Genomic DNA, 25059 nt, shown 5'->3' with positions numbered 1-25059 from the left:
AGGCCGAGTCGCGCTAGTCCGACCCACCGCGGTCCGCCTGGGCCAACTCGTCCTTGACCACGGCGAAGGCCATGCCCGAGCCGTAGCCCTTGCGGGCCAGCATGCCCACGAGCCGACGTGTCGCGACCGTGTCGTCGACACGACCCAGACTGGGGTTGCGCAACTTGCGGCGAACCAGCACCCGAGCGGCCTGCTCCTCATCCTCGGGTTCGATCTCGTCCAGGGCCTCGCGGGCGATCTCTTCATCGATCCCCTTGCGTCGCAGCTCCTGGGCCAGCGCGCGGCGGGCCAGGCCCTTGCCTGGTTGACGGCTGGCGATCCAGGCCCGGGCGAACGCCTCGTCATCGATGAGGCCGACCTCCTCGAAGCGGTCCAGCAGCGAGGTGGCGAGTTCGGCGGGCACCTCCTTAGCCGCCAACTTCTTGGCCAGTTCGCTGCGTGAACGGGCCTGGCCGGTCAACTGATCCAGGAGGATCTTGCGGGCCACCGCCTCATGGTCGGCCTCCGGCTCATCCGGGGGCGGTTGCTTCGGGGTCCCTGGGGGCACATCACGCTCGCCCCGGCGGGTCCAGGCATCAACCCCGACCGAGACGTCGCCCTGCCACGCGTCGCTGCTCATCTCATTCCTCCTCCATGTCGTCCCCACGGGCCCGGCGAAGAAAGCACGGGCTCGACCACCGGGGTCGAGTCGGTGGTCAAGCCCGTACGTCTGGGTGGTCGATCGGTCGGGAACTAGAAGTCTTCGACACCGATCGGCTCATCGGAGAGGTCCGACTCCGCGTCGACCTGCGGGCCGACTCCGAGCTTCTCGAGGATCCGCTTCTCCAGCTCGTTCGCCAGATCGGGGTTGTCCTTGAGGAAGTTGCGCGAGTTCTCTTTACCCTGGCCGAGTTGGTCGCCCTCGTAGGTGTACCAAGCGCCGGACTTACGCACCAGACCGGCCTCGACGCCGACGTCGATCAGTCCGCCCTCGCGGCTGATCCCCTTGCCGTACATGATGTCGAACTCGGCCTGCTTGAACGGCGGCGCGACCTTGTTCTTCACGACCTTGCAGCGGGTCCGGTTGCCGACCATGTCGGTGCCGTCCTTGAGCGTCTCGATGCGGCGCACGTCAAGGCGGACCGAGGAGTAGAACTTCAGCGCCCGGCCACCGGTGGTGGTCTCCGGGGAGCCGAACATGACCCCGATCTTTTCGCGCAACTGGTTGATGAAGATGGCCGTCGTGTTGGAGTTGCTCAACGCACCGGTCATCTTCCGCAGCGCCTGGCTCATCAGTCGGGCCTGCAGACCCACGTGGCTGTCGCCCATCTCGCCCTCGATCTCGGCCCGCGGCACCAGCGCCGCGACGGAGTCGATGACGATCAAGGACAGGGCGCCGGAGCGGACCAGCATGTCGGCGATCTCCAGGGCCTGCTCACCCGAATCCGGCTGGGAGACCAGCAGGGCATCAGTATCGACCCCGAGGGCCTTGGCGTAGTCCGGGTCCAGGGCGTGCTCGGCGTCGATGAACGCCACGATTCCGCCAGCGGCTTGAGCGCTGGCGACCGCGTGCAGCGCCACCGTCGTCTTACCGGAGGACTCCGGACCGAAGATCTCGACCACGCGACCGCGCGGGAGACCACCGAGCCCGAGCGCCACGTCCAGGGCGATCGATCCGGTCGGGATCACCTCCAGGGGTGCCCTTGTCTCATCACCCAGGCGCATCACCGAGCCCTTGCCGAACTGCTTCTCGATGTTCAGCAGCGCCGCATCGAGGGCCTTGTCCCGATCTCCACCAGCCATGATTCTCATCCTTCGTTCGAGGGGTGTTTCTACGTCTCACCAGACGTTAGGGCGGGCCACCGACAGTCATCGCTTCCCCGCTCTCGGCTTGGGGACAACCTCGGCACCGGCCTCGTCTGTGGACAAACCCTAGCCCGAACACGTGTTCGAACCTAGGAGCGGGGCGGCGTGTCGCCAACCTCGTCGTCAAGCTCATCGTCGAGCCCGACGTCCAGTCGATCGGCCGTCCGGTCGTGCGGCAGATGCACCACGAACCGGCATCCCTCGCCGGCCACCGGCAGGTTCTCCACCCGGACCTCACCGTGGTGGGCCTCGACGACGCCCTTGACGATCGCCAGACCCAGACCGGCCCGGGCGGTGTGCACGTCGGAGGCGTCCGGCGTACGGGCGCCCTCCCCCTGCCAGGCGACGTCGAAGACCCTGGCTCGGTCCTCCGGTGAGATCCCGCCGCAGCCGTCGCTCACGCTCAGCTCGATCCCGTTGTCGACCGCACGGCCCTGGATCTCGACCGATCCACCCGCCGGGGTGTGCCGCAGCCCGTTCACGATCAGGTTCGACAACACCCGCGACAGACCCGCGGGGTCGCCGGTGAGGCTCAGCCCCTCGTCCACGTGGCCCCCCAGATGGACGCGGCGCAGCCGAGCCACCGGGTCGGCCCCGGCGATGGCCTCGGAGACCAGGTCGCTGACCAGCACCGGCTCGCGGGAGAGCCGCAGTACTCCGGCGTGGATCTGGGACAGCTCGAAGAGGTCATCGACCATCCGCACCATCCGGTCGACCTCCGAACGGATCTGACGGTGGTAGCGAACCGGGTCCGGCGCCAGGCCGTCCTCCAACGCCTCGGCCATGGCTCGCATGCCCGCCAAGGGGGTGCGCAGGTCGTGGGAGACCCAGGAGACCAACTCCCGACGGGACTCCTCCAAGCGTTGCTCCCGACCTCCCGCTTCGATCAGCCGGGCGTTCGCGGAGGCGAGCTCCTTCGACAGGGCCTGGAACTCGCTCGGCCCGCGACGTTCACCGGGCGGCGTGGCGACGCCGGTGCCGACCCTGCGTACCTCTTCGGCCAGACCGTCGGACCAGCGCACGAGCGCGGCGCCGAGGGCCAAGGCCACCAACACCGAGGTGATGGTGGCTACCCCGGTCACCAGGGTCACCACCTCGAAGTCGTGGTCGGAGAGAAACATCCGCTGCGCGATGGCCATCACGCCGGCCAGCACGGACAGCGCGGCCACCACAGCGACCAGGCCGAACTGCCAGCGGATGGATCGGAACCGCAACAAGTAGCCCATAGCCAGTCCAGCGGCCCCCACGACGAGGGCGGAGAGGACGGCGAAGGCGATGATCTCCAGTTGCTCGGCGTTGATGAAGGCCGTCACGACTGGCACTCCCATCGGTACCCGACTCCCCACACGGTGAGGAGACGCTCCGGCTTGGTCGGATCCACTTCGACCTTCTCCCGCAGGCGACGCACGTGCACGGTCACCGTGGACTGGTCCCCGATCGTCCACCCCCACACCTCGGCGAGGAGTTCATCGCGGGAGTAGGCCTGGTTCGGATGCGACATCAGGTATCCGAGGAGTTCGAACTCGCGGGCCGTCAGCGCCAACTTCTCCCCGGCGAGCGTGACCTCGCGTCGGGCACGATCGACCACCAGGTCACCGTCCTGGACCACGGCGACCTCCGGCGGAGCCTTCCGCTCGAGGGTGCGGCGCAGGATCGAATCCACCCGCAGGACCAGCTCACGGGGGCTGAACGGTTTGGTGAGGTAGTCATCGGCCCCCAGTTCGAGACCCAGGACCCGGTCCTGCTCGCTGCCCAGGGCGGTCAACAGCACCACGGGTACGTCGCTATCGGCTCGCAACCGACGGCAGACCTCGAGGCCGTCCATCCCAGGCATCATCACGTCCAGGATGACCAGGTCGGCCGGTTCGTCGTCCATGGCGGCCAGTCCGGCTTCCCCATCAGCCGCTTCGGGTACGTCGTGCCCCGCGGCTCGCAAGTAGGAGACCACGACCTCCCGAACGGTCTGGTCGTCGTCGACCACGAGCACGCGGGCCACGTCGTCAGCCCTCGGTTCGGGCGTCCGGCTCGCCGCTGGCGGATGTCCCCGCGGTGGGGCCGGAAGCCGCGGAGCGCGCGCGTGTCACCGACGCCGCGATCACGACGATCACGGTGACAGCGACCAGCACCACCCAGTTGGTGAGGTACGGCCGATCCAGGAGAGTCGGGTTGTCCTCCTTCGCGCCGAACCCACCGATCATCGGGAAGGCGATCAGCGTCAACGGTCCGACGACGATCACTGCGATGGCGCTGGGTGCGCGGGCAGCCAACGGCAGCACTCGTGTCGTGAGGAGTCCCAGTCCGATGACGATCGCGCTGATCAGGACATCGTGGAACAGCACACCGCCCAGCAGCCAGGTCCCGGCGCTGATCAGTCCCTCGGTGTCCGATCGATCCCAGAGCAACCAGGCGCCGTACACCCCCACGAGGACCCCGAGCACCATCAGTCCGGCGCGGATCAGCCTCATCACAGCACCTCCACCGATTGCAGCCACTTGGTCTGGAGGACGCCAGGACGGTTCGGGGCGATGAGACGAATGGGATACCCGTGGTCCAGGGAGATGTCTTCACCATTCAGCTTCAGCGCGAGCAGGGTGCGGTCGTCGTCGGCGAAGTTCCCCTGCAAGGTGCTGACCCCGAAGGCGAAGCGACGCTGGAGCGAACGCACCAGGATGTCCTTGTTCTTCGGCGCCCCGGCCTGGTCGAGCAGGTCGCGCAGGCGTACGCCGGTCCACTCGCCGCTCGCGCTCCAACCCTCGACGCAGGCGATCGGCAGGGTCTCGGTGCGTTGCTCCATGGCGGCCAACTCCTCGCGACTCCAACTGGTGCTGACGCCACCGTTGATGACCTCCAGTCGCCACGACGGTCCCCCGTCGGCCTCAGTCACCTGCGCGGCAGCGGCCGATCGGTTGATGGGAACGCCCTGGGGCCCCTCGCCGGTTCGCCACCCGAAGATGGAGACGTTGCGCAGCAGCGGCACGGTGCTGCCGGCGGTGGCTAATGCGGCGATGCCGGCGGCCGCCCAGGTGGTGCGGAGCAAGCCGCGTCGGGACATCGCTCCGTCCTTCGTCGCGGTGTCGCGGTCGTGGGTCGTGTCGTCGACGTCAGAGGTCAACGCATCACGGATGATCGGCAGCTTGACCACGATGTGCACGATCAACGCCCCGATAGCGATCCAAGCCACGGCGTAGTGGGTGGAACGGAAGCTGAACGCGTAGGGGTACCACTGGGTGGTGTTGAGCAGGCCCGTCGCGAGTTGGAAGATCGACGCGGCGACCAGCACCGCGATCGACGCCCGTTCGAGGCCGGTAAGGATCATCGCCCGCGGGTCTCGGAACGGGATCGCTTCGAACAACTTGGGGAACACCGCCCACAGCTTCACCAGCAGCAGGGGGATGGACACGATGCCGGTGATCACGTGCAGCCCCTGGGTGACCCGGTAGCCCCACGCAGGGCTCGTCGGGAAGGCCACCGGCTGCCCGGCGTTCTGGGCGTAGTGACTGATCAGCCCGGTGATGAAGCAGATGCCGAAGCTGATGCCGAGCCAGAGTCCGACCCGGGCGGCAACGGCGGGGCTTCGCAGACGGGAGGTGAAGTCCTCCGGGGTCGGGGGTCGCAGCGTGGTGGTCATCAGGCGTTCTCCTCGAGGACGGCCGACCAGCGCGTTCCGTGTTGGTGGGTGCTGTGGACGCGCAGACCGACCTCGTCGGCCAACGATCCGATGACGTCGACTCCGACGAGCGCCCAGGGGAACGGGCGGCTGCGTTCGCCGCCGCACTCGAGGTGGATGCTGCCCACCCTCAGGCCCGAGCCGGGCGCTTCGAGCTCCACCACGACGCGACCGCGGGGATCGATGAGCTGTCGGACCCTTCCCAGGAGCTTGGCCGGATCACCACCGATACCGATATTGCCGTCGGCAAGCAGGGCCGAGCGCCACCGACCCTCACCGGGCAGGACGTCGAAGACGTCACGTTTGATGGCCAACACCCCTCGACCGCGGGTCTGTCCGACCGCCTCCCGCACCACGTCGATCCCGAGTACGACGTGCCCGAGGTTGCCCAGGGCGGCGGCGAGACGTCCGGGCCCACAGCCCACGTCGATCGTCGGGCCGTGACACAGCGCAAGCAGGCCGTGATCGTCCTGATCGGCGTTCCTCGTCCACTCGTCCATCGGAAGGACGGTCGGGTTGGCGGCCAGCCCCACTACCGAGCACGGCTCACCGCGCAACGCCTGGGCGAAGATCTTGGAGAAGGACACGTCGGCGGCGTCCACTGCGACGGAAGGTTTCGTGGGAGTCAGATCGTTCATCGGTTGGACCACCCCTCCTTGAACCGGCCCGAGCCCATGGCCGCCGCCACGAGGTCCGCGTCGGCGACGGTGTCCACGTCGCGCAGGATGGCGGTCGGCGTCACCGTGTGACCGGCGGCGCGCAGGGCGGCCACCGTGTCGTCGTACGTCGTGGGCGTCGACATCGGCACCCCGCTCAACACGCGGGCCACCTCGGGGTCGTGCCGTGCCAGCACCCACCAGCCGCCGTCGGGAGCCGGCCCGATGGCGACGTCGTACCCGGTCGCGTCCTCACCGGCGGCGATCAGGCTCTCGGCGGTGACCTGGGGGGGTGTCCATCCCGATCTGGACGACCAGGCCGGGACCGGCGTCGAGGTGGGCGTTGACCAGGCGCTCGGCGAAGTCCGCACCGCGCTGTTCGGTCACCGTCCAGTCCGCCACCGCGGCCTGGATCTCGGCCCCGCGTACGGCTTCGGACAGATTGCCGGCCAACGAGAGGTGGCAGTTCTCCACGCCCACAGCGGCGGCGCAGGCGTCCAGGCTGTCCAACAGTGAGGCGGCAGCCAGGTCGGCGGCCGCGTCCAGTCCGATGTCGACCCCGAGACGGGTCTTGACCTTCCCCTCCACGGGGGCCTTGGCCACGACGAGCATCTTCATTTCTCCAACACCTTCCAGAAGTCGCGGGCCGCGCGAACGGTTCCCTTCACCGAGCCGGACACCTTCGACTTCGTGCCCACCGCTCGAGGGTGGTAGCTCACGTCGGTCTCGCGGAACCGCCACCCGGCGAGCGTCGCCTTCTGCAGCAGTTCTACGGGGTAGCCGAAGCGACGGTCCTCGATGCCCAACTCCAGCAGGGCCTCGCGGCGGCACAGGCGCATCGGGGCGATGTCGTGCACATCGGCACCGATCCGACGTCGCAGCCAGGCCAGGATCACCCGGTTGCCTGCTCGCGCGTGCCAGGGCCAGACGCCGCGGCGTACCGGTCGACGGCGCCCGACCGCAATGTCGGCCGCACCGTCGCGGACCGTGGCCAGCATGGGCACCAACTCATCGGGGTCGAAGGATCCGTCCCCGTCCATGAAGGCCACGAACTCGGCGGTGGCGGCCTCCAGCCCGGCGTGGACGGCGGCGCCGTACCCGGGGGTCGGCTCTTGGACCACGAGCGCTCCCAGGCGACGCGCAACCGCTGCGGTGTCGTCGGTCGACCCGTTGTCCACCACGATCACGGCGAACTCGGCGGGCACGCGCGGCAACAGATCCACGAGGGCGGGGGCCTCGTCGCGGCAGGGCAAAATGAGCTCGCAGGACGTCATGACAGCCCAAGTATGCCGATCACCTGGGGATATCCCTGTTTTGGCGGCCTTACGAGGTGATGACGGTACCGCTGTACGCCGCGACGTACTGTTTCCGCTGCTGGCACCCTGGGGTGTCCGCAGCGATCCCAACCCCCCGGTCCGAAGGAGTGCGATGTCGACGTCCGCGCCCGTAGAGCGCGTCTCCGCTTCCCGGTGGCCCCGGTGGGGCCTGATCGCCGCCGTGACGCTGATGGCGTTGACGGTGGCGGTGCCCCTGCTCACCGGGTGGGACGTCAACGCCCGGGTCGACGACAAGGGCCCGTTTCCGCCACTGCACGGGTTCTTCGACGCCAAGGTCGGGATCGGGACCGTCCCGGCGATCCTGATCGCACTGCTGGCCTTCCGGTACGCCGCCCCGCTCGCCGCGACCCTGTCCTGGCGCCATCTGATGCTGGCGTCGTACGTCGCCGGCGCGGCGTGGTTGCTGGCGCTGGCCTTCGTCGATGGTCCGTCGGGGATCGACCGGGTCCTGGGTAACCCGTTCGAGTACCTCGGCACGGCCCGCGAGATCGACAACATCCCGCTGATGCTCGAGACGTACGTCGATCGCATCCCCTACTCCGCCACGGACAACTGGGTCACCCACATCGCCGGCCACCCGCCCGGCGCGGTGTTGTTCTTCATCGGGCTGGTCAAGGTCGGGCTCGGTGGGGACTTCGTCGCGGGGATCGTGGTCACCCTGATCGCGGCCACCACCGCGCTGGCCGTGATGAGCACGCTGCGCACCCTCGGCTCGGAGAGTCTGGCCCGGCTGGCCGCACCGTTCCTGGTCTTCACCCCGGCCGCCGTCTTCATGGCGGTCTCCGCCGACGCGATGTTCGCCGCGGTGGCCGCCTGGGGACTGGCCGCGTTGGCCGTGGCGGCGACCCGTACCTCCACGATCCGGATGGTGGCCTGGTCGCTGGTGGCGGGACTGTTGCTCGGTTACTGCGTGATGTTGTCCTACGGTCTGCCGTTGCTCGGGCTGCTTGCGGTGACCGTGCTGTTCCTGGCCAAGCAGTGGCGCCCGCTGCCGGTCGCCGTGCTCGGCGCCCTGATCGTGGTCGGCGGGTTCGCGGCGTACGGCTTCTACTGGTGGGAGGCCTATCCCGTCCTGGTCGACCGCTACTGGGACGGTGTCGCGGCAGTGCGGCCCCAGGCCTACTGGTTCTTCGGGGACATCGGCGCGTTGTTGTTCTCCGCGGGCCCGCTGCTCGGGGCCGGGCTTGCCTACGCGATCGGTGACCGCCGTCGCCTCGTCTCGGTCGAGCGGGTCGCCCTGTTCCTGGCGGGCGCCGCGGCGCTGTCCGTGCTGATCGCCGATCTCTCCCGGATGTCGAAGTCCGAGGTCGAGCGGATCTGGCTGCCGTTCATTCCGTGGATGACTCTGTCGCTGGCCCTGCTCCCCGAGTTCTGGCGACGCTGGGGGCTGGCCGTCCAGCTCGGGTTCGCGTTGCTCGTTCAGCACCTGCTCTACACGAGCTGGTAACTCGGAGGGCCGGATCCCCGGTCACGTGCGAAGCGGTGCTGTGGCGAACTCCCCCAGGCCCTGTTCGGGACCGATCAGAGCGGTGAAGCCGAGGTCGGCGGTGGCTTGTGCCGGGGAGGCCACGATGTGGCGGACGTCGCCGAGGCGGTAGCCCCCGGTGACCTCCGGCTCGAGGTCGCTTCCGGTGCCTGCCGCCACCTGACGGGCGACGTCGAGGATGCCGACCGGTTGTCCCGAGCAGACGTTGTAAGCGTCGTACCGGCCACCTGGGGCCGAGTCCTCGACCAACGAACGCATCGAGATCACATTGGCCCGGGCCACATCGGCCACGTGCACGAAGTCGCGCATCTGCCCGCCGTCCTCGAAGACCTGGGGCGCCTCGCCCCGCTCGAGAGAGGAGCGGAACATGGCGGCGACCCCGGAGTAGGGGGTGTCGCGGGGCATCCCGGGCCCGTAGACGTTGTGGTACCTCAGTGCGATCGCACCCGAGTCGGCCTGGCGCACCCACGCCGAGGTGTAGTGCTCCTGAGCCAGCTTGCTGGCGGCATAGGTGCTGCGCGGGTCGAGACGAGCGTCCTCGTCGACCAACTCCCAGGTCAGTGGGGCCGCGCACACCGGGCAGTGGTTCTCGAAGTCGCCACCGTCCAGCGCGGCCAGCGACCGAGGACCCGGGATCTGCGACCCGTGCGTGGGACAGGCGTAGCGCCCCTCGCCGTACACGACCATCGAGGAGGCGAGCACCAGCCGCGAAACGCCAGCGTCGTACATCGCGGAGAGCAGCGCCGCCGTGCCGAGGTCGTTGTGTCCGGCGTAGAGCGGCAGATCCCCGACCCGTACGCCGGCCCCCACGACCGCCGCCTGGTGACACACGACGTCGACCCCGTCGAAGAGCCCGTCGGGCCAACTCCCCGGCGTGGCCGCCTCCCGCACATCGAGGTGATGCGTCCCCTGCGGCACCTCGGCGGATCCGTGGGCGTTCTCCAGCATGAGGTCCACCCGCACGACCTCGTCGCCCGCGGCTTCGAGCTGCTCACCGATCGCGGTGCCGATGAACCCGGCGGAGCCGGTCAGGAGCACCTTCACCGGTTGCCCCCGGGGATCTCGTAGGTCAGCTCCATGCCCTCAGACCAGGTCGAACAGGTGCAGTCGTCCGGCGAGGGAAGGTTCTCGATCGCCGTCGTCAGCAGGCCGGTGAGCCGCTCGAGGTTCGACTTGAACAGCGCGAAGACCTCCTCCTGGCCGACGCCCTGCCCGGACTCGGCTCCCGCGTCCATGTCGGTGACCAGGGCGATGGCCGAGTAGCACTGCTGCATCTCGCGGGCCAGCGCCGCCTCGGGGGCGCCGGTCATGTTGATCAGGTCCCAGCCCGCAGCGGCGTAGTAGCGCGATTCGGCGCGCGTCGAGAACCGCGGACCCTCGACGACCACCATGGTGCCGCCAGCCTTGATGGAGTCGTCGGCGTCGGTGACGGCGGCCGAGACGCCTGGGCAGTAGGGGTCGGCGAACGGCAGGTGGCAGGCGCCGGTCTCCACGAAGGAGGCGATCCGCCGGTGGGTCCGGTCCACGAGTTGATCGGGCACCACGATGTCGCCGGGAGCGACCGAGGTGCTCAGGCCACCGACGGCGCAGGGCGCGAGGATCTGGCGGACCCCCACCGAGCGCAGGGCCCAGAGGTTCGCGCGGTAGTTGATCGCGTGCGGGGGGAACTCGTGGTACGGCCCGTGCCGGGGCAGGAAGGCGACGCTACGGCCCGCGACGGTGCCGATCGAGACCGGAGCCGAGGGCGCGCCGTACGGGGTGTCGATGACGTGCTCGGTCGGGTCGTCGAGGAAGGCGTAGAAACCGGTGCCCCCGATGACGGCGATGTCGGCGGGCTCGAGTGGGGCTGAAGTCTGGGTCACGCGGGCAACTGTGCCAGCCGCCCCACACGGATCGCCGCCAGGATCACCAGAACGGCCAGTCCCATGGTGGCCAGGGCCAGCGTCGGATACCCGGCCAGGTCCACCACCAGACCCGCCAGTCCCCCGGTGGCCGCGGCGGTCACGTTCATCACCAGGTCAGCCGAACCCTGCACGTCGGTGCGGACGCGCAGGGGGGCGTGGTCGGCGATCAGGGTCGAGGCGGTCACCGTGGCGAAGGACCAGCCGAGCCCGAGGAGGAACAGCCCGACGAAGATCTGCCAGGAACTCCCCTCGGGAGCGAGCGCGCAGATCACCAGCGCGACCAGCAGGATCGAACCACCGCACGCCAGGGCGAACGCACGCCCCAGGGCGTCGGCCGCCATACCGACCAGCGGGGAGAAGGCGAACATCCCGAGCACGTGGACCGAGATCACGACGCCGATGATGTTGAGTTCGGCTCCCCCGTGCTCCATGTGCAGCGGCGTCATCACCATCACCCCGATCATGGCGGCGTGGGCCCCGGCAAGCGCGAGAATCGACCAGGCGAGCACCGGCCGTTCGCGCACGGCCTCCACCGCCCGGCCCCAGCTCGTGCCGGTCGGCGGGGATGGGTCGACCTCGGCGAGAGCTCGGGCGACCAGGAGCGGGTCGGGTCGCAACAGGACTCCGACCACCAGAGCGGCGACCAGCATCCCGATCGCGCCCAGGGCGAACGGGCCGGTCAGTTCAGGGATGCCGAGGAGGTCGGCGAGGGCGCTGGACGGACCGGTGAGGTTGGGGCCGGCGACCGCTCCGATGGTCGTGGCCCACACCACCAGGGACAGCGATCGGGCCCGGGTCGCCTCCGGGGCCAGGTCGACCGCGGCGTACCTCGCCCCTGCGTTGGCCGCACTCGCGGAACCGAGAAGCACGGCCCCGACCAGCAGCAACACCATCGATCCGACCACCCCGGCGAGTACGGCGATCGCCGCTCCCGCCGCGCCGAGCAGGTAGCCGGTGAGGATGCCGATCCGACGCCCCCGCATGGACATGAGTCGGGCCAGGAGGAACGCCGCGATGGCCGTGCCGAGCACCTGGAAGGTCTGCGCCAGACCGGCCAGGGACTCCGACCCGGACAGGTCCCGGGCGAGGAGCGAGGCGGTCGCGATGCCGATGGTGATGCCGATGGCCCCGATCGCCTGGGCCAGCATCAGGACCCGCAGGCTGCGGGCCTGGACCCGGACCGCGTCGTACGTCGTGGCGGTGGTCACCGGAGGTTGTCGGGCAGACCTCGGGCGGCCCACACCGCCCTCCACACCTGCTTGGGGGCGACCCCGTCGTCCAGGGCCTGCTGGGCGGTGCGGCTGTCGAGGTCGGCCATCACGAACTGATCCGCCCAGGACCGGTAGTAGGCGTCGCCCAGTGCGTCGCGCATCCGGTCCCAGAACTCGGTGTGCCTCATGGCGCCATTCTGCCGGGTGAGGTCAGAGTTGGACGGGGGCGGTGCCCAGCGCGACGTCGTACTTGTCGCACCAGATGACCACGGACTTGAAGCCCGCCAGGTCCAGTCCCTCGGGGATCTCGTAGTTCTGGTTGCCGCTCAACGCCTTGAGGGTGCCGATGGAAGCGAACCGGACGTCGTCGTAGGAGCCCCATGCCCCGCCGCTGGGGGCGTTGCTGAACGCGACCTGGATGACCGGCGCCTGGGAGGTCGAGAAGTTCTCGATGCGCAGGATGCGGGTGCCGTCGGCCAATCGCACGATCTTCGCCGTGCCGTCAGTGGCGTACTCCGCGTCCTCGAACTCGCCGCTGGCCAACTCCACGACCTCCGGCTTCGGCGGCTTGGTGGGCTCTGCGGGCTGGGTGGGCTCGCTCGGCTTGGTCGGCCGCTCCACCAGGGGCTTCGCGGTCACCTCCAGATCCTCCGAAGGTGGTGGGGTGAAGGCCCCATCGCCAGGCACCGCAGCCGCGCCCGTGGTCGGGAGGGCCTCGTCGATGGCCTCCTGGGTGTTGCCACCGCTCTCCCAGGGCCGTAGGACGAACAGCCCGACCACGGCGAGGACCAGGACGACGGTGAGGGTGAGGGTGATCTTGCGCATGCCGGCAACCGTATCGGCCCGCTCCGACCGTCGCGGTCGACGAATCTTTCAGGCCCGTGACGAAATAGCCCCGGCAATCACACCGGCATCAGATCGGCCAGGCGGCGATCTGGGCCCGGGTCGGGTGCCAAGGCTCGAACCGCAACCGCATCCGTGCCTCTCGCAGCGTCTTGCTTCCCTTGCGGGTGTTGCAGACCTTGCAGGCCGCCACCGTGTTCACCCACGTCCATTCGCCCCCACGCGAGCGCGGGACGATGTGATCGACGGTGGTGGCGTGTCCTCCGCAGTAGGCACACGTCTGCCGGTCCCGGGCCAGTACGCCGCCACGGGAGTAGGCGGCGGGCCGGTAGAGCCAGGTGGTCGCGACGTACCGCACCAGGCGCAGGGCGGTGGGCCAGCGGTAGGGACCGATCATCCGCTCGCCGGCCGCCTCGTGCACGACCGCCACCTCCCGCACCAGCATCCGCACCGCATGCTTGAAGGACACCCGCCCCAGGGGCTCGAAGGAGGCGTTGAAGAGCAGGACGGTGTGGCCCATCATCATCGGCTGCCTCCTCAGATCACGTCGACGCCACGATCCCGTGGGGGCTGAGTCGGATGCGTCCCATCGGGGTAACGCGCACGTGACGAATCGTAGGCACCCCCGGCGTTCCTGAACAGCGTGTTTTGGGGTCTTCCTCGCAGAAAAGTTATAGTCATTCTGACTACAAATAAGGACGCGATGTCATGACCAGCACCCCGAGCACGGTCGATCGGACCGGCCTCCTCACCGATCATTACGAGCTGACGATGCTGAGTTCGTGGGTAGCCAGCGGTCATGTCCGCAACCGGGCTGTGTTCGAGGCGTTCGCCCGCAGGCTGCCCGGCGGTCGGCGCTACGGCGTCCTGGCGGGGCTGGGCCGGTTGATCGATCTGATCCCCCGCTTCCGCTTCGATCACGACGAGGTCGCCTGGCTCGAGACTTCCGGCGTGATCACCGCGGCGACCGCGGACTATCTGCGGGGCTTCCGGTTCCGGGGAGACATCCACGCCTACGCCGAGGGCGATCTCTACTTCGCCGAGTCCCCCATCCTCACCGTCGAAGGCACCCTCGGAGAGTGCGCAGTCCTCGAGACCCTCGTGCTGAGCGTGCTCAACCACGACACCGCCATCGCCAGCGCCGCGGCCAGGATGGTCACCGCCGCCGGGGGTCGCCCCCTGGTCGAGATGGGCAGTCGGCGTACCCACGAGGAGGCCGCGGTCTCAGCAGCGCGGGCGGCGTACGTCGCGGGGTTCGACTCGACGAGCAACCTCGCCGCCGGACGTCGCTACGGCGTCCCCACCGTCGGCACCGCCGCCCACTCCTTCACCCTCGCCCACCCCACCGAGGCCGACGCCTTCCGCAGCCAGGTGGAGACCCACGGGTCGGGGACCACGCTGCTGGTCGACACCTACGACATCGCCGAGGGAATCCGCACCGCGGTCAAGGTGGCCGGGCCCGAACTCGGCGCGATCCGACTCGACAGTGGGGACCTCGCCGAGGAGTCACGTCGCGCCCGGCTCCTGCTCGACGAACTGGGCGCCACCTCGACCCGCATCATCGTCACCAGCGACCTCGAGGAACACCTCATCGAAGCACTGTCGGACGCACCCATCGACGGGTACGGCGTGGGCACCCAGGTCGTCACGGGGTCGGGACATCCCACGGCCAGCATGGTCTACAAGCTCGTGTCGGTCGCCGATTCCGAGGATCCGGCCGATCTGCGACCTGTGGCGAAGGAATCCGTCGCCAAGGTCTCGGTCGGGGGACGCAAGACCGCCCACCGGACCTACGAGGACGGCGTACTGATCGACGAGACCTACGCCGTGGACCATCCCGACGGATGGGCGAACGGCAACGTCCAGCGCCCCGTGATCCTCGCCGGTGAGGTGGTGCACGACCCGGACATCGAGGCCGTACGCCGCCACGCCGCCGCCGCTCTGGCCAGTCTTCCCACCGTTGCGCGCGACGTGACCGAAGGACCGGCCTACCTGACCGCCACCGCCCGTGATGACGATGACCAAGGAGCGCTGTCATGACCACTCCCGAGCAACCCACCGAGCAGCCCACCGACCCGACCGGCCCGACCGGCCCGCGACGCGCGATCATCGTCGTGGATGTCCAGAACGACTTCGTGGAGGGTGGCTCCCTGGCCGTGACCGGCGGACGCGAGGTGGCCAGCCGGATCAGTGCCCATCTCGCCAGCCACGCCGCGGAGTACGCCGCGGTCGTCGCGAGCCGCGACTGGCACCATGCCGGCGAGACCAACGGCGGGCACTTCCACGCCGAGGGTGAGGCTCCGGACTACGTCGACACCTGGCCGGTGCACTGCGTGGCCAGTGACGGCGGCAGCGACTACGCCCCCGAGTTGGCCCAGCGTCACCTGACCCACCAGGTTCGCAAGGGCATGGGAGTCCCGGCGTACTCCGCCTTCGAGGGGGTGACCGAGGACGGCGTGCTCCTCACCGATCTCCTGCGCGGCCTGGACGTGACCGAGGTCGACGTCGTCGGTTTGGCCACCGACCACTGCGTACGGGCCACGGCCCTGGATGCCCGGCGGCACGACTTCGAGGTCACCCTCCTGGACGGCCTGCACGCAGGAGTCGCGGCCGACACCACAGCGGCCGCTATCGCGGCGATGGCCCAAGCCGGCGTCCGTGGCTGCAGCGTCTGACCCTCGCCCCACGAAACTCGGGGCGGGCCAAGACCAGGACTGTCGGTGCCGTGGGCCAAGATGATCGGGTGGTCGAACCCGTCCCCACACCCGCTGCGGACCCAGCCGTGCTGGACCGTTTCAGCGCGCCCACGCGCACGTGGTTCGCGGCCGCCTTCGCGGCTCCGACCCCGGCCCAGGCCGGCGCCTGGACGGCCATCGGCGACGGACGACACGCCCTGGTCGTCGCGCCCACCGGATCCGGCAAAACCCTCTCGGCGTTCTTGTGGTCGATCGACCGCCTGCTGAGCACCCCGCCCCCGGCCGACAAGACCAAACGTTGCCGGGTGCTCTACATCTCGCCGCTGAAGGCCCTCGCCGTCGACGTGGAGCGCAACCTCCGCGCTCCGTTGACCGGGATTCGACACACCGCCGACCGCCTGGGTGCCCCGATGCCGGAGATCCGGGTCGGGGTGCGGTCCGGTGACACGAGTGCTTCCGATCGGCGCAAGTTGGTCACCGCACCGCCGGACATCCTGATCACCACGCCCGAGTCCCTCTTCCTGATGCTCACCAGCCAGGCGCGCGAATCTTTGCGCGGCATCGACACGGTCATCATCGACGAGGTGCACGCGGTCGCGGGCAGCAAGCGTGGCGCCCACCTGGCCATCTCCCTCGAGCGCCTCGACGCCCTCCTCGACAAGCCCGCGCAGCGGATCGGCCTCTCCGCGACCGTGCGGCCCCTCGAAGAGGTGGCCCGCTACCTCGGTGGAGCCGCGCCGGTCGAGATCGTCGCGCCGCCGGCGGAGAAGTCCTGGGATCTGAAGGTCGTGGTGCCGGTCGCGGACATGACGGCCCCCGGTGGTGACTCCTTCGACGACGCCGACGCCGATGAGCACGCCGACCGGGATCGCCGTCGCGACACCTCCATCTGGCCGCACGTCGAGGAGTCGGTCGTCGATCTGATCGAGCAACACAGCTCGACGATCGTGTTCGCCAACTCCCGTCGGCTGGCCGAACGACTCACTGCTCGCCTGAACGAGATCGCCTCCGACCGGGCCGAGGCCGCCGCCCCCGCGGCGTCGGTTCCCGCCGAGATGGCCGGCCAGTCCGGCTCGGGCGGCGGTGGCAGTGTCGTGATCGCCAAGGCCCACCACGGCTCGGTCTCCAAGGAGCAACGCTCCCTGATCGAGGACGATCTGAAGCGCGGGCGGCTGCCCGCGGTGGTGGCCACCAGTTCCCTCGAGCTCGGCATCGACATGGGTGCGGTCGACCTGGTCATCCAGATCGAGTCACCCCCCTCGGTGGCCAGCGCCCTGCAACGCGTGGGGCGGGCCGGTCACCAGGTCGGCGAGACGAGCCGCGGTGTCCTCTACCCCAAACACCGTGGCGACCTGGCCCAGACCGCTGTCGCGGTGGAACGCATGATCAGCGGTGGCATCGAGGCCCTCCGCATCCCCACCAACCCACTGGACGTGCTCGCCCAGCAGGTGGTGGCCACCACGGCACTCGAGGCCTGGGACGTCGACGCGCTCTATGACCTCGTACGCCGCAGCGCCGCGTTCGCCAAGCTGCCCCGGTCGGCGTACGACGCGACCTTGGACCTGCTCAGTGGTCGCTACCCCTCAGATGAGTTCGCCGAGCTGCGCCCCCGCATCGTCTGGGACCGCGTCACCGGCGCCATCACCGGTCGCCCCGGGGCCCAGCGTCTGGCGGTCACCAGCGGCGGAACCATCCCGGACCGCGGTCTCTTCGGGGTGTTCCTGGTCGGTGCCGCGGACGGCACCGGCAAACGCGTCGGCGAGCTCGATGAGGAGATGGTCTACGAGTCGCGGGTCGGGGACGTGTTCGCCCTCGGCGCCACCAGTTGGCGGATCGAGGACATCACCCACGACCGGGTTCTGGTCACCCCCGCCCCCGGGGTGCCGGGACGGTTGCCGTTCTGGACGGGCGACTCGCTGGGCCGCCCCGCGGAGCTCGGTGCCGCCATCGGCGCCTTCACCCGCGAGTTGGGTGCTCTGCCCCGCGCGAAGGCCATCGACCGCGCGCAGGCCAACGGATTGGACGACTGGGCGGCCGGCAACCTGGTGACCTACCTCCACGAGCAGATGGAGGCCACCAATGTCCTGCCCAGTGACACCACCATCCTGATCGAGCGGTTCCGTGACGAGCTGGGCGACTGGCGCCTGGTCGTCCACTCCCCCTACGGCACCCCGGTCCATGCACCCTGGGCGCTGGCCATCAACGCCCGGCTCCGGGAGCGGTTCGGCATCGACGGCCAGGCGGTCGCCTCCGACGACGGCATCGTGATCCGCATCCCCGACACCGACGCCGACCCGCCCACCGGCGAGATCGTGGTCTTCGAGGCCGACGAGATCGACGATCTGGTGACGACCGAGGTCGGCGGCTCCGCCCTGTTCGCCTCCCGGTTCCGCGAGTGCGCGGCGCGAGCCCTGTTGCTGCCCCGTCGCAATCCGGGCAAGCGGTCGCCCCTGTGGCAGCAGCGTCAGCGGTCGGCGGCCCTGCTGGAGGTCGCCTCGAAGTACCCCTCCTTCCCCATCGTCCTGGAGGCCGTGCGCGAGTGTCTCCAGGACGTCTACGACCTGCCGGCCCTGATCGGATTGATGCGTTCGGTGGACCGACGCGAGGTCACCGTCACCGACGTGACGACGACCTCACCGTCGCCGTACGCCCGCAGCCTGCTGTTCGGGTACGTCGCCCAGTTCGTCTACGAAGGCGACTCCCCCATCGCCGAGCGTCGCGCCGCCGCGCTGTCGCTCGATCAGGGGCTGTTGGCCGAGCTCCTGGGTCGCGCCGAGCTGCGTGAACTCCTCGACCCCGACGTCCTGCTCGAGGTGGAGGCCGAGCTCCAACGCCTGGCCGAGGACCGACGCAGTCGCAACGCCGAGGGCGTCGTGGACACCCTGCGGCTGCTGGGCCCCCAGTCCGAGGCGGAGTTGATCGAGCGTGCCGTCGATCAGGCGCCGGTGACCCAGTGGTTGAGCGAGCTGGTCACCAGCCGACGGGTCGTGGAGATGCGGGTCGCCGGAGTGCCCCGCTGGTCGATCATCGAGGACGTCGGCCGCCTGCGCGACGGCCTGGGTGTCCCGGTGCCGCCCGGAACCCCCGACGTGTTCGCCGAACCCGTGGAGGACCCGATCGGTGACCTCGTGTCCCGGTTCGCCCGCACCCACGGACCCTTCACCACCACTGACGTCGCCGAGCGATTCGGGCTCGGCGCCGCGGTGGTCCGCCACACCCTGCAACGACTGGCCGGCCAGGGCCGCGTGCTCGAGGGAGAGTTCCGTCCCGCCGGGCAGGGCTCGGAGTGGTGTGACGCCGAGGTGCTGCGCAAGCTCCGTCGCCGCTCCCTGGCCCGACTGCGCAAGGAGGTCGAGCCCGTCGAGCCGCAGGTGTTGGGCCGTTTCCTCGGGGCCTGGCAACACGTCGGCGGCAAGCTGCGCGGCATCGACGGGGTCGTGACCGCGATCGACCAGCTGGCCGGGTGCCCGATGCCCGCCTCCGCGGTGGAGACCCTGATCCTGGGTTCCCGGGTTCGTGACTACCAACCGGCCTACCTCGACGAGCTGACCGCCTCGGGTGAGGTGCTCTGGGCCGGTCACGGCGCGCTCCCCGGCGCCGACGGATGGGTCTCATTGCATCTGGCCGATCAGGCCCACCTCACCCTGCCGGAGCCCGAGCCCTTCGAGCACTCCGAGTTGCACCAGGCCGTCCTGGACGCGCTGGCCCCAGGCGGTGCCTGGTTCTTCCGACAGTTGTCCGACGCCGTGAAGTCCATGAGCGACCCCGCCCTGTCGGCCGCCCTGTGGGACCTCGTCTGGGCCGGCCGGATCAGCAACGACACTCTGGTCCCGCTCAGGGCCCTCACCCGGGCCGGGACCCCCAGCCACCGGTCCCGACGGCCCCCTCCGCGCACGTCCCGTCCGGCTCGACCCGGGCTCCCCTCGCGCACCGGACCCCCGGAGACCGCCGGGCGCTGGGCCCTCCTGCCGAGCATCGAGACCGATCCCACCAAACGGGCTGCGGCCAGCGCCGAGCACCTCCTGGACCGGCACGGAGTCGTCCTGCGTGGGGCCGCCGTGTCCGAGCGGGTCCCGGGTGGATTCGCGGCGACGTACAAGGTCCTGTCCGCCTTCGAGGAGGCCGGGCGATGCCGTCGCGGCTACTTCGTCGAAGGACTGGGGGCGGCGCAGTTCGGCACGTCCGGGGCCATCGACCGGTTGCGCACCTTCGCCGAACTCCCGGCCGACCATCTCCTGACGGCGGCGGCAATGGCCGCCACCGACCCAGCGAACCCGTACGGCGCAGCCCTCCCCTGGCCTCCCGGCGACGGCGGTCACCGGCCGGGGCGCAAGGCGGGCGCGATCGTGGTGCTGCTCGACGGTCGGTTGGTGCTCTACATCGAGCGAGGCGGCCGCACGTTGTTGACGTGGACCGAGGACCCCGACCTGCTCAACCCCGCGGCCCTGGCCCTGGCCCAGACCGCGCGCAGCGGGTCCCTGGGCAAGATCACGGTCGAGAAGGCCGACGGGTCGGCCCTCCTCGGGTCGGGCTCCACCCCCCTGCGGGAGGCACTGGCCGCAGCGGGATTCATCGCCACCCCCAGAGGGCTGCGGTTCCGTGCCTGAGGGCGACACCGTCTGGCGCGCGGCCCGATCGCTCGAGCGTGAACTCACCGGGAAGACGTTGATCTCCAGTGACTTCCGCGTCCCGCGCTACGCGCTGAGCGATCTGTCCGGCGGGGAGGTGTTGAGCACGATCAGCCGCGGCAAGCACCTCCTGACGCGCATCGCCCACGAGACCGGTGACTGGACCATCCACTCACACCTCAAGATGGAGGGGATCTGGCGGACCTTCCGCCCCGGAGCCTCGTGGCGGCTTCCGGAGTACCAAGCTCGGATCGTCCTGACCACCGACGACCGGGTCGCGGTCGGCTTCAGCCTGGGCATCCTGGACCTCATCCCCACGGCCGCGGAGAAGGACGCCGTAGGCCACCTGGGCCCCGACCTCCTCGGTCCCGACTGGAACGAGGACGAAGCTCTCCGCCGCCTCCGCGCCGACCCCGGCCTGCCGATCGGCCAGGCGCTACTCGAGCAACGCAACCTCGCCGGGGTCGGCAACGTGTTCCAGTCCGAGCTGTGTTTCGTCAGCGGCCTCGACCCGCGCCGCCCGGTCGCCACCGTGGAGCGCTTGCCCCGTGTGGTGCGCCTGGCCCATTTAATGTTGGATCAGAACAAAGATCGAAGCACGCGCACGACCACCGGCGATCTGCGCAAGCCGCTGTGGGTCTACGGACGCGTCGGTACGCCATGCCGACGCTGCGGCACCAAGATCGTCGTCGAGGAGTTGGGACCCGTTGGTCGCGAGCGCCTGACGTACTGGTGCCCTCGCTGCCAACCGCCGTTGAGTGGCGTCTGACCGCTGGGCCACACGGGTCTGCTCAAGCGGCCGAGGCCACCACGCCACCGGGTTCGATCGACTTCACGGGGATCCGAGTAGGCATCAGCATCGCCTCTTCCTGGGCCACCGCGACCGAGACCTCGGAGAGGACTTCGGACAGACGTGCATCCAGAGCGCCGCAGAGGCTGGACAGCAGTTCGGAGGACGCCTCCTTCTGACCGCGTTCGATCTCGGAGATGTAACCGAGGCTGACTCGTGCCTCAGCGGAAACCTGCCGCAGGGTCATGCCTCGTTCGAGACGACGCCCACGGAGGACGTCACCCAAGAGCTGACGAAACAGCACCATGCCGGTCTCCCCTTCCTGCTTCTCCTGCACCGGGTCACACTGTGCCACCCGGTCAGTGACTCAACGCTACCCGAGATCGGGTTGTTCCGTGCGGAGGACGTCCAGAAGAAGACCGAGTGCCGCCGTTCGCGTCGCGGCAGAGATCTCGGAGCGGGTCCCCGCCAGCGCCAGCTCCACCGAGGTGAGCCCACCGGGGCCGGCCACCCCGATGAACACGGTTCCGGCGGGCTTGCCGTCCTGGCGGTCGGGGCCGGCGACGCCGGTCGTGCTGAGCGCGTGAGTGGCCCCGATCAGCCGACGCACCCCATCGGCCATCGCTTCGGCGCATTCGGCGGAAACGACGCCCGCACGGGCCACGATCTGGGGGTCCACCCCCAGCAGGTCGACCTTGACCGAGGTCGCGTAACTGACCACGCCACCGAGGTAGATGTCCGAGGCGCCGGGCACCGAGGTGATCGACGCGGCCAGGCCACCGCCGGTCAGGGACTCGGCGGTGGCCAGGGTCGCGTCCACGCCGCGCAGGGCGGCGTGGACGGCGACCACGTGGTCGTCAGCTGACACTGAACGATCGATCAGCGCACAACGGTAAGGCGAAACCGGGTGAAGGACTCGCCCACCGTCGTGTTGCCGTTGTAGCGAATCCCGACCGACTTCTGGCCGGGCCGGTTGAACCTCGGCAATCGCAGCTTCGCGTTGCCGTTGCGGACCTTGGTCACCCGCACACCGTGTCCGGGGACCCTGATCTTGACGAAGCCGTTGGGGCGTACGCCGTCGGCTTCGACGGTGATCTTCAACAGCGCCCGGGTCTTGTCCTCCCGCACCTTGCTCGGTGCCGTGCGAGCAGTCACGGAGGACTTGGCCTTCCGCACGATCACCCGCACCTTGCCGGCAGCGACCGTCTGGTCACCTTCGAGGTAGACGACGTCGAGGGTGTAGCGACCGGGCCGCAGCGACTTCGCCGCCAACTCGACCTCTGCCGTCCCGCCAGCCACAGGCGCCTGGCCCAACACGGCACCGTCGTCACCCCGGATCTCGACGCGACCATCGGCGGCGTCGCCGGTGACCGTGATCGGGACGGTCGCGGCCTGACCGAAGCGCGTCTTGGTCTTCTCCGCGGAGACGGCCACCTCGGCCGGGGGCTCGGCGACGTCGGGCAGGTCGAGCCCGATGACCTCGGGGTCGTGGTCCGAGGCCCGGAAGGGACCGGGGGCGTAGAAGTCGGTCACGTTGTAGTTGGTCCGGCTGTACTCGAAGGCGACCGACTCACCGGAGTTGATGTTCCAGATGTCGACTCCGGTGACCAGTTCCACGGCTGCGTCGTTGGCGAGCACGTGGTCCAGGGATCCGGACAGACCGGAGAACGAGTAGGTGACCTCACCGGGGGTGTCGGACTCCAGGTTGGTGTAGCCCGCGTCGTAGAGCACCTGCATGGGGTCTTCCTGCGTGTAGGCGTTGAAGTCTCCGGCGAGGAAGATCTCCTCGGTCCCACGGTCGGCTGCGAACTCCTCGGCGAAGGTGTTCAGGGCGGTGGCCTGAGCGATGCGGTCCGGGTTGGCGTTTCCCTGCCCGGTGCCGTCGTTGGCACCCGAACCCTTGGACTTGAAGTGGTTGACCACCACGGTGAACGCGTCCTCGTCCTCGCCGCCGGCCAGCTTGAAGGCCTGGGCGAGGGGCTCACGAGCGTTCGAGAAGGCAGGCGATCCGACCAAAACTTCGGAGGCACCGACCAGGTCGATGGCCGCGGGCTTGAAGATGAAGGCGGTGCGGATGACGTCCTGGTCCTCCAGGGCCGGCAGGCCCTCGGGTCCCGGGGTCGGGACGAAGTCCCACACGTCGCTGCCGGCAGCGTCGTTCAGGGCGTCCACGAGGGCGCTGAGCGCGTCGTCGCGGTCGGCCTCACCCAGGGCGATCGAGTTCTCGATCTCCTCGAGGGAAACGATGTCGGCGTCGAGCGCGTTGATGGCGGCGACGATCTTGGCCTGTTGACGCTCCAGGTCGTCGTCCTGAGCGGCGCCTCGGGGCCCGTCCCCGCCACAGCGGTTCACGGTGACTCGGTTGTCGTCGCGGTCGGTGTAGTAGGAGCAGGTGTCCCCGCTGGCCAGTTCGTAGGCCTCACCAGTGGTGTTGAAGTAGTTCAGGACGTTGAAGGTGGCCAGGCGTACGTCGCCGCCCACCTCCTCGGGTGCATCGGTCCGGGTGTTCTCGAACGTGGCCGGCCCGTCGTCGGAGGCGGTGACCTGGGTCTGGGGCTGGTAGCGCCACGTGCTGAACCGGTAGTCCAGGACCACCGGAGCGGTGAACGTGGCCGGAGCGCCGACGCGGATCGGGTTCTCCGGTGACAGGTACGGCAGCGGGATGTCCTGGTTGTCGCCGCCGCCGAAGGGCAGGAAGTTGATGCTGGCCCCGTCGTCCAGGGTGACGGCGCGGTCGGCGTTGTCAGCCTCGACCCTGGCGATGTCGCCGGTCTGCGCGTCCTCGACATCGGTGGGCTGGATCAGCGGCTTGTTGCCGCGGGCCAGACCGACCTCGCCGAACTGGTTGGTGGAGAAGGTGTTGGTGACCGTGTAGTCCTCAGTGGGTGCGAAGAGTTCACCCTCGTGGACCTCGCGGTCGGCAGCCACCGGGAGGACGGTCTCGGCCACGGGGGTCTCGACACTCTCTTCCAGGACGGTGATCCCGTCGGTGGCGGGCAGGAGTTCGGTCAGACCCGAGAACTCGGCGACCTCACCGGTGACCTCGACGTAGTCACCCACGGCGACGTCCCCGACGAACGCGGAGCCGAAGACGTAGACGGCGTCGGAGGCTTCAGGGGTTCCCGCTCCGGGGGTCTGCAGGTAGAAACCGTTGAACCCGCCCTCGGGGAAGGCTGCGGTGACGACCCCGCGGGTCACCACGTCGTCGCCGACCAGCGGGCTGGCTGCACCGGTGCCCTGGATCTCCGCGATGGAGACCTCGACGGGCTCTGGATCCGGATCGGGGTCCGGGTCCGCGCCGCTGGGAGTGGGCGTCGGTGCGCCGGCGGCGAACTCGCTGCTGTTGTCGTCTGCGTCCACTGCGGTGCGTTCGGCGGAGGTCGTGTTGCTCAACCCGGCCGTGGCTGCGGTCTCGAAGGTGGTGGCCGAGCCGTAGCCGACCATGTCGACCACTGCTGCGCTGCCGGCGATGTCACCGGCCGGGCCGGCGTACGCCGTGGTGTCGGGCAGGAGGAACACCTGGCCGTTGCTGCCGGACATCGCCAGGGCCTGGGTCGTGACCAGGTCCGGGGAGGGCAGCGGCGAGCCGTTGCTGCCGGGGGTCCCGACCTGAACCAGGAAGGTGGCACCGGGCTCCACGGAGCCGTTGATGGCGGCCACGCCGCCACTGCTCCCACCGGAGGAGCGGTACTGGATCGCCAGGCCGTCGAGGCTGACGGCGCTGGTCCCGTTGTTCTTCAACTCGACGAAGTCGGCGTCGAAGGGGGCGCCGTTGTTGCCACCGCCGCCGTACACCTCGTTGATGACCAGGGCCGAGCTGGCGGCCGTGGCGGCCGGGGTGATCGCGAATGCGGAGAGCGTCAGGGCCAGACCGGCCATGGCGGTGGTTCCTAGGTGAAGCGGTGAGGGCATGACGAAGCCTTCCGAGAAGCATGAGAGAAACGGAGATGGGCGAGGCAGGAGCAGCTGATGCAGAAACGATCGACCGGCGCCGCG

24 protein-coding genes and 1 pseudogene are annotated in these 25059 nt (G+C 69.5%); 5 read left to right on the top strand and 20 right to left on the bottom strand.

Features of this window, described 5'->3' with window-relative positions; all coding sequences use genetic code 11:
• Positions 1-13: 13 nt before the first annotated feature.
• From ACYVLV_RS11265 to ACYVLV_RS11215, 11 genes and pseudogenes are all read right to left on the bottom strand, one after another.
• A complete protein-coding gene (locus ACYVLV_RS11265) occupies positions 14-619 on the bottom strand; it encodes a regulatory protein RecX (RefSeq protein WP_460809996.1) in 606 nt (201 codons plus the stop codon).
• A gap of 113 nt (positions 620-732) precedes the next feature.
• Positions 733-1782, bottom strand: a complete 1050-nt coding sequence (recA, locus tag ACYVLV_RS11260) for a recombinase RecA (protein WP_460809995.1) — start codon at positions 1780-1782, stop codon at positions 733-735.
• A 152-nt stretch (positions 1783-1934) separates the two neighbouring features.
• The gene (locus ACYVLV_RS11255; RefSeq protein ID WP_460809993.1) at positions 1935-3158 is read right to left on the bottom strand and encodes a sensor histidine kinase; all 1224 of its coding nucleotides are present in this window, start codon (positions 3156-3158) and stop codon (positions 1935-1937) included.
• Positions 3155-3841 carry a response regulator transcription factor gene (locus tag ACYVLV_RS11250; protein WP_460809990.1) on the bottom strand — a complete coding sequence of 229 codons (687 nt, stop codon included), beginning with the start codon at positions 3839-3841 and terminating at the stop codon, positions 3155-3157. Before ACYVLV_RS11250 ends, ACYVLV_RS11255 begins: the two co-directional genes overlap by 4 nt.
• Positions 3842-3845: 4 nt before the next feature.
• Positions 3846-4310 (bottom strand): hypothetical protein, encoded by a 465-nt coding sequence (locus tag ACYVLV_RS11245; protein ID WP_460809987.1) that lies wholly within the window; start codon positions 4308-4310, stop codon positions 3846-3848.
• Entirely contained in the window at positions 4310-5473 is a 1164-nt protein-coding gene (locus ACYVLV_RS11240) for a molybdopterin-dependent oxidoreductase (RefSeq protein WP_460809985.1), read from the bottom strand. The genes ACYVLV_RS11245 and ACYVLV_RS11240 overlap by 1 nt, the downstream gene beginning before the upstream one ends.
• Entirely contained in the window at positions 5473-6150 is a 678-nt protein-coding gene (locus ACYVLV_RS11235) for a class I SAM-dependent methyltransferase (RefSeq protein WP_460809982.1), read from the bottom strand. The genes ACYVLV_RS11240 and ACYVLV_RS11235 overlap by 1 nt, the downstream gene beginning before the upstream one ends.
• Entirely contained in the window at positions 6147-6365 is a 219-nt protein-coding gene (locus ACYVLV_RS11230) for a hypothetical protein (protein ID WP_460810258.1), read from the bottom strand. The genes ACYVLV_RS11235 and ACYVLV_RS11230 overlap by 4 nt, the downstream gene beginning before the upstream one ends.
• A pseudogene (locus tag ACYVLV_RS11225) lies at positions 6366-6434 on the bottom strand (hypothetical protein); the annotation flags it as partial.
• A complete protein-coding gene (locus tag ACYVLV_RS11220) occupies positions 6421-6786 on the bottom strand; it encodes a DUF2064 domain-containing protein (RefSeq protein ID WP_460809981.1) in 366 nt (121 codons plus the stop codon). The pseudogene ACYVLV_RS11225 and the gene ACYVLV_RS11220, both read right to left, overlap by 14 nt.
• The gene (locus ACYVLV_RS11215) at positions 6783-7442 is read right to left on the bottom strand and encodes a glycosyltransferase family 2 protein (protein ID WP_460809980.1); all 660 of its coding nucleotides are present in this window, start codon (positions 7440-7442) and stop codon (positions 6783-6785) included. The genes ACYVLV_RS11220 and ACYVLV_RS11215 overlap by 4 nt, the downstream gene beginning before the upstream one ends.
• 154 nt (positions 7443-7596) lie before the next feature.
• Here ACYVLV_RS11215 and ACYVLV_RS11210 point away from each other — a divergent pair, with 154 nt between their 5' ends.
• The gene (locus tag ACYVLV_RS11210) at positions 7597-8952 is read left to right on the top strand and encodes a hypothetical protein (RefSeq protein WP_460809979.1); all 1356 of its coding nucleotides are present in this window, start codon (positions 7597-7599) and stop codon (positions 8950-8952) included.
• Between the two features lie 21 nt (positions 8953-8973).
• Here ACYVLV_RS11210 and ACYVLV_RS11205 read toward each other — a convergent pair whose 3' ends face one another.
• The 6 genes from ACYVLV_RS11205 to ACYVLV_RS11180 all read right to left on the bottom strand — a co-directional run bounded on the left by ACYVLV_RS11205 (position 8974) and on the right by ACYVLV_RS11180 (position 13475).
• Positions 8974-10035, bottom strand: coding sequence for an NAD-dependent epimerase/dehydratase family protein (locus tag ACYVLV_RS11205; protein WP_460809976.1), 1062 nt, complete (start codon positions 10033-10035; stop codon positions 8974-8976).
• Positions 10032-10853, bottom strand: coding sequence for an S-methyl-5'-thioadenosine phosphorylase (locus ACYVLV_RS11200; protein ID WP_460809973.1), 822 nt, complete (start codon positions 10851-10853; stop codon positions 10032-10034). The genes ACYVLV_RS11205 and ACYVLV_RS11200 overlap by 4 nt, the downstream gene beginning before the upstream one ends.
• Positions 10850-12103, bottom strand: coding sequence for an MFS transporter (locus tag ACYVLV_RS11195; RefSeq protein WP_460809971.1), 1254 nt, complete (start codon positions 12101-12103; stop codon positions 10850-10852). Before ACYVLV_RS11195 ends, ACYVLV_RS11200 begins: the two co-directional genes overlap by 4 nt.
• Positions 12100-12294 (bottom strand): DUF3046 domain-containing protein, encoded by a 195-nt coding sequence (locus ACYVLV_RS11190; protein WP_460809969.1) that lies wholly within the window; start codon positions 12292-12294, stop codon positions 12100-12102. Before ACYVLV_RS11190 ends, ACYVLV_RS11195 begins: the two co-directional genes overlap by 4 nt.
• A gap of 22 nt (positions 12295-12316) precedes the next feature.
• Positions 12317-12931: a DM13 domain-containing protein gene (locus tag ACYVLV_RS11185; protein WP_460809968.1), complete on the bottom strand. Its 615-nt coding sequence runs from the start codon at positions 12929-12931 to the stop codon at positions 12317-12319.
• Between the two features lie 88 nt (positions 12932-13019).
• A complete protein-coding gene (locus tag ACYVLV_RS11180) occupies positions 13020-13475 on the bottom strand; it encodes an HNH endonuclease (protein ID WP_460809966.1) in 456 nt (151 codons plus the stop codon).
• 182 nt (positions 13476-13657) lie between these two features.
• On the opposite strand from ACYVLV_RS11180, the gene ACYVLV_RS11175 reads away from it, so the two are divergent.
• The 4 genes from ACYVLV_RS11175 (at position 13658) to ACYVLV_RS11160 (ending at position 21042) form a co-directional block, all read left to right on the top strand.
• Positions 13658-14989 (top strand): nicotinate phosphoribosyltransferase, encoded by a 1332-nt coding sequence (locus ACYVLV_RS11175; RefSeq protein ID WP_460809965.1) that lies wholly within the window; start codon positions 13658-13660, stop codon positions 14987-14989.
• Positions 14986-15624, top strand: coding sequence for an isochorismatase family protein (locus tag ACYVLV_RS11170; protein ID WP_460809964.1), 639 nt, complete (start codon positions 14986-14988; stop codon positions 15622-15624). Before ACYVLV_RS11175 ends, ACYVLV_RS11170 begins: the two co-directional genes overlap by 4 nt.
• Before the next feature lie 68 nt (positions 15625-15692).
• Positions 15693-20252, top strand: a complete 4560-nt coding sequence (locus ACYVLV_RS11165; RefSeq protein WP_460809961.1) for an ATP-dependent helicase — start codon at positions 15693-15695, stop codon at positions 20250-20252.
• Complete coding sequence (locus ACYVLV_RS11160; protein WP_460809959.1) at positions 20245-21042, top strand: DNA-formamidopyrimidine glycosylase family protein; 798 nt, start codon at positions 20245-20247, stop codon at positions 21040-21042. The genes ACYVLV_RS11165 and ACYVLV_RS11160 overlap by 8 nt, the downstream gene beginning before the upstream one ends.
• A 22-nt stretch (positions 21043-21064) precedes the next feature.
• On the opposite strand, the gene ACYVLV_RS11155 is transcribed toward ACYVLV_RS11160, so the two are convergent.
• The 3 genes from ACYVLV_RS11155 to ACYVLV_RS11145 form a co-directional block, all read right to left on the bottom strand.
• A complete protein-coding gene (locus ACYVLV_RS11155; RefSeq protein WP_460810238.1) occupies positions 21065-21370 on the bottom strand; it encodes a helix-turn-helix domain-containing protein in 306 nt (101 codons plus the stop codon).
• 66 nt (positions 21371-21436) lie between these two features.
• Positions 21437-21931 carry a CinA family protein gene (locus tag ACYVLV_RS11150; protein WP_460809958.1) on the bottom strand — a complete coding sequence of 165 codons (495 nt, stop codon included), beginning with the start codon at positions 21929-21931 and terminating at the stop codon, positions 21437-21439.
• An 11-nt stretch (positions 21932-21942) separates the two neighbouring features.
• Positions 21943-24975 carry an ExeM/NucH family extracellular endonuclease gene (locus ACYVLV_RS11145; RefSeq protein WP_460809954.1) on the bottom strand — a complete coding sequence of 1011 codons (3033 nt, stop codon included), beginning with the start codon at positions 24973-24975 and terminating at the stop codon, positions 21943-21945.
• Between the last annotated feature and the right edge of the window lie 84 nt (positions 24976-25059).

The organism is Nocardioides salsibiostraticola (assembly GCF_054783655.1).
This window is presented reverse-complemented; position numbering and strand designations above follow the sequence as displayed.

Coding starts and splice junctions, on each gene's coding strand:
- ACYVLV_RS11175 (WP_460809965.1), top strand. CDS start 13,658: ATGACCAGCACCCCGAGCACGGTCGATCGGACCGGCCTCCTCACCGAT.
- ACYVLV_RS11190 (WP_460809969.1), bottom strand. CDS start 12,294: ATGAGGCACACCGAGTTCTGGGACCGGATGCGCGACGCACTGGGCGAC.
- ACYVLV_RS11215 (WP_460809980.1), bottom strand. CDS start 7,442: ATGACGTCCTGCGAGCTCATTTTGCCCTGCCGCGACGAGGCCCCCGCC.
- ACYVLV_RS11265 (WP_460809996.1), bottom strand. CDS start 619: ATGAGCAGCGACGCGTGGCAGGGCGACGTCTCGGTCGGGGTTGATGCC.
- ACYVLV_RS11235 (WP_460809982.1), bottom strand. CDS start 6,150: ATGAACGATCTGACTCCCACGAAACCTTCCGTCGCAGTGGACGCCGCC.
- ACYVLV_RS11220 (WP_460809981.1), bottom strand. CDS start 6,786: ATGAAGATGCTCGTCGTGGCCAAGGCCCCCGTGGAGGGGAAGGTCAAG.
- ACYVLV_RS11245 (WP_460809987.1), bottom strand. CDS start 4,310: ATGAGGCTGATCCGCGCCGGACTGATGGTGCTCGGGGTCCTCGTGGGG.
- ACYVLV_RS11180 (WP_460809966.1), bottom strand. CDS start 13,475: ATGATGATGGGCCACACCGTCCTGCTCTTCAACGCCTCCTTCGAGCCC.
- ACYVLV_RS11240 (WP_460809985.1), bottom strand. CDS start 5,473: ATGACCACCACGCTGCGACCCCCGACCCCGGAGGACTTCACCTCCCGT.
- ACYVLV_RS11155 (WP_460810238.1), bottom strand. CDS start 21,370: ATGGTGCTGTTTCGTCAGCTCTTGGGTGACGTCCTCCGTGGGCGTCGT.
- ACYVLV_RS11185 (WP_460809968.1), bottom strand. CDS start 12,931: ATGCGCAAGATCACCCTCACCCTCACCGTCGTCCTGGTCCTCGCCGTG.
- ACYVLV_RS11210 (WP_460809979.1), top strand. CDS start 7,597: ATGTCGACGTCCGCGCCCGTAGAGCGCGTCTCCGCTTCCCGGTGGCCC.
- ACYVLV_RS11145 (WP_460809954.1), bottom strand. CDS start 24,975: ATGCCCTCACCGCTTCACCTAGGAACCACCGCCATGGCCGGTCTGGCC.
- recA (WP_460809995.1), bottom strand. CDS start 1,782: ATGGCTGGTGGAGATCGGGACAAGGCCCTCGATGCGGCGCTGCTGAAC.
- ACYVLV_RS11170 (WP_460809964.1), top strand. CDS start 14,986: ATGACCACTCCCGAGCAACCCACCGAGCAGCCCACCGACCCGACCGGC.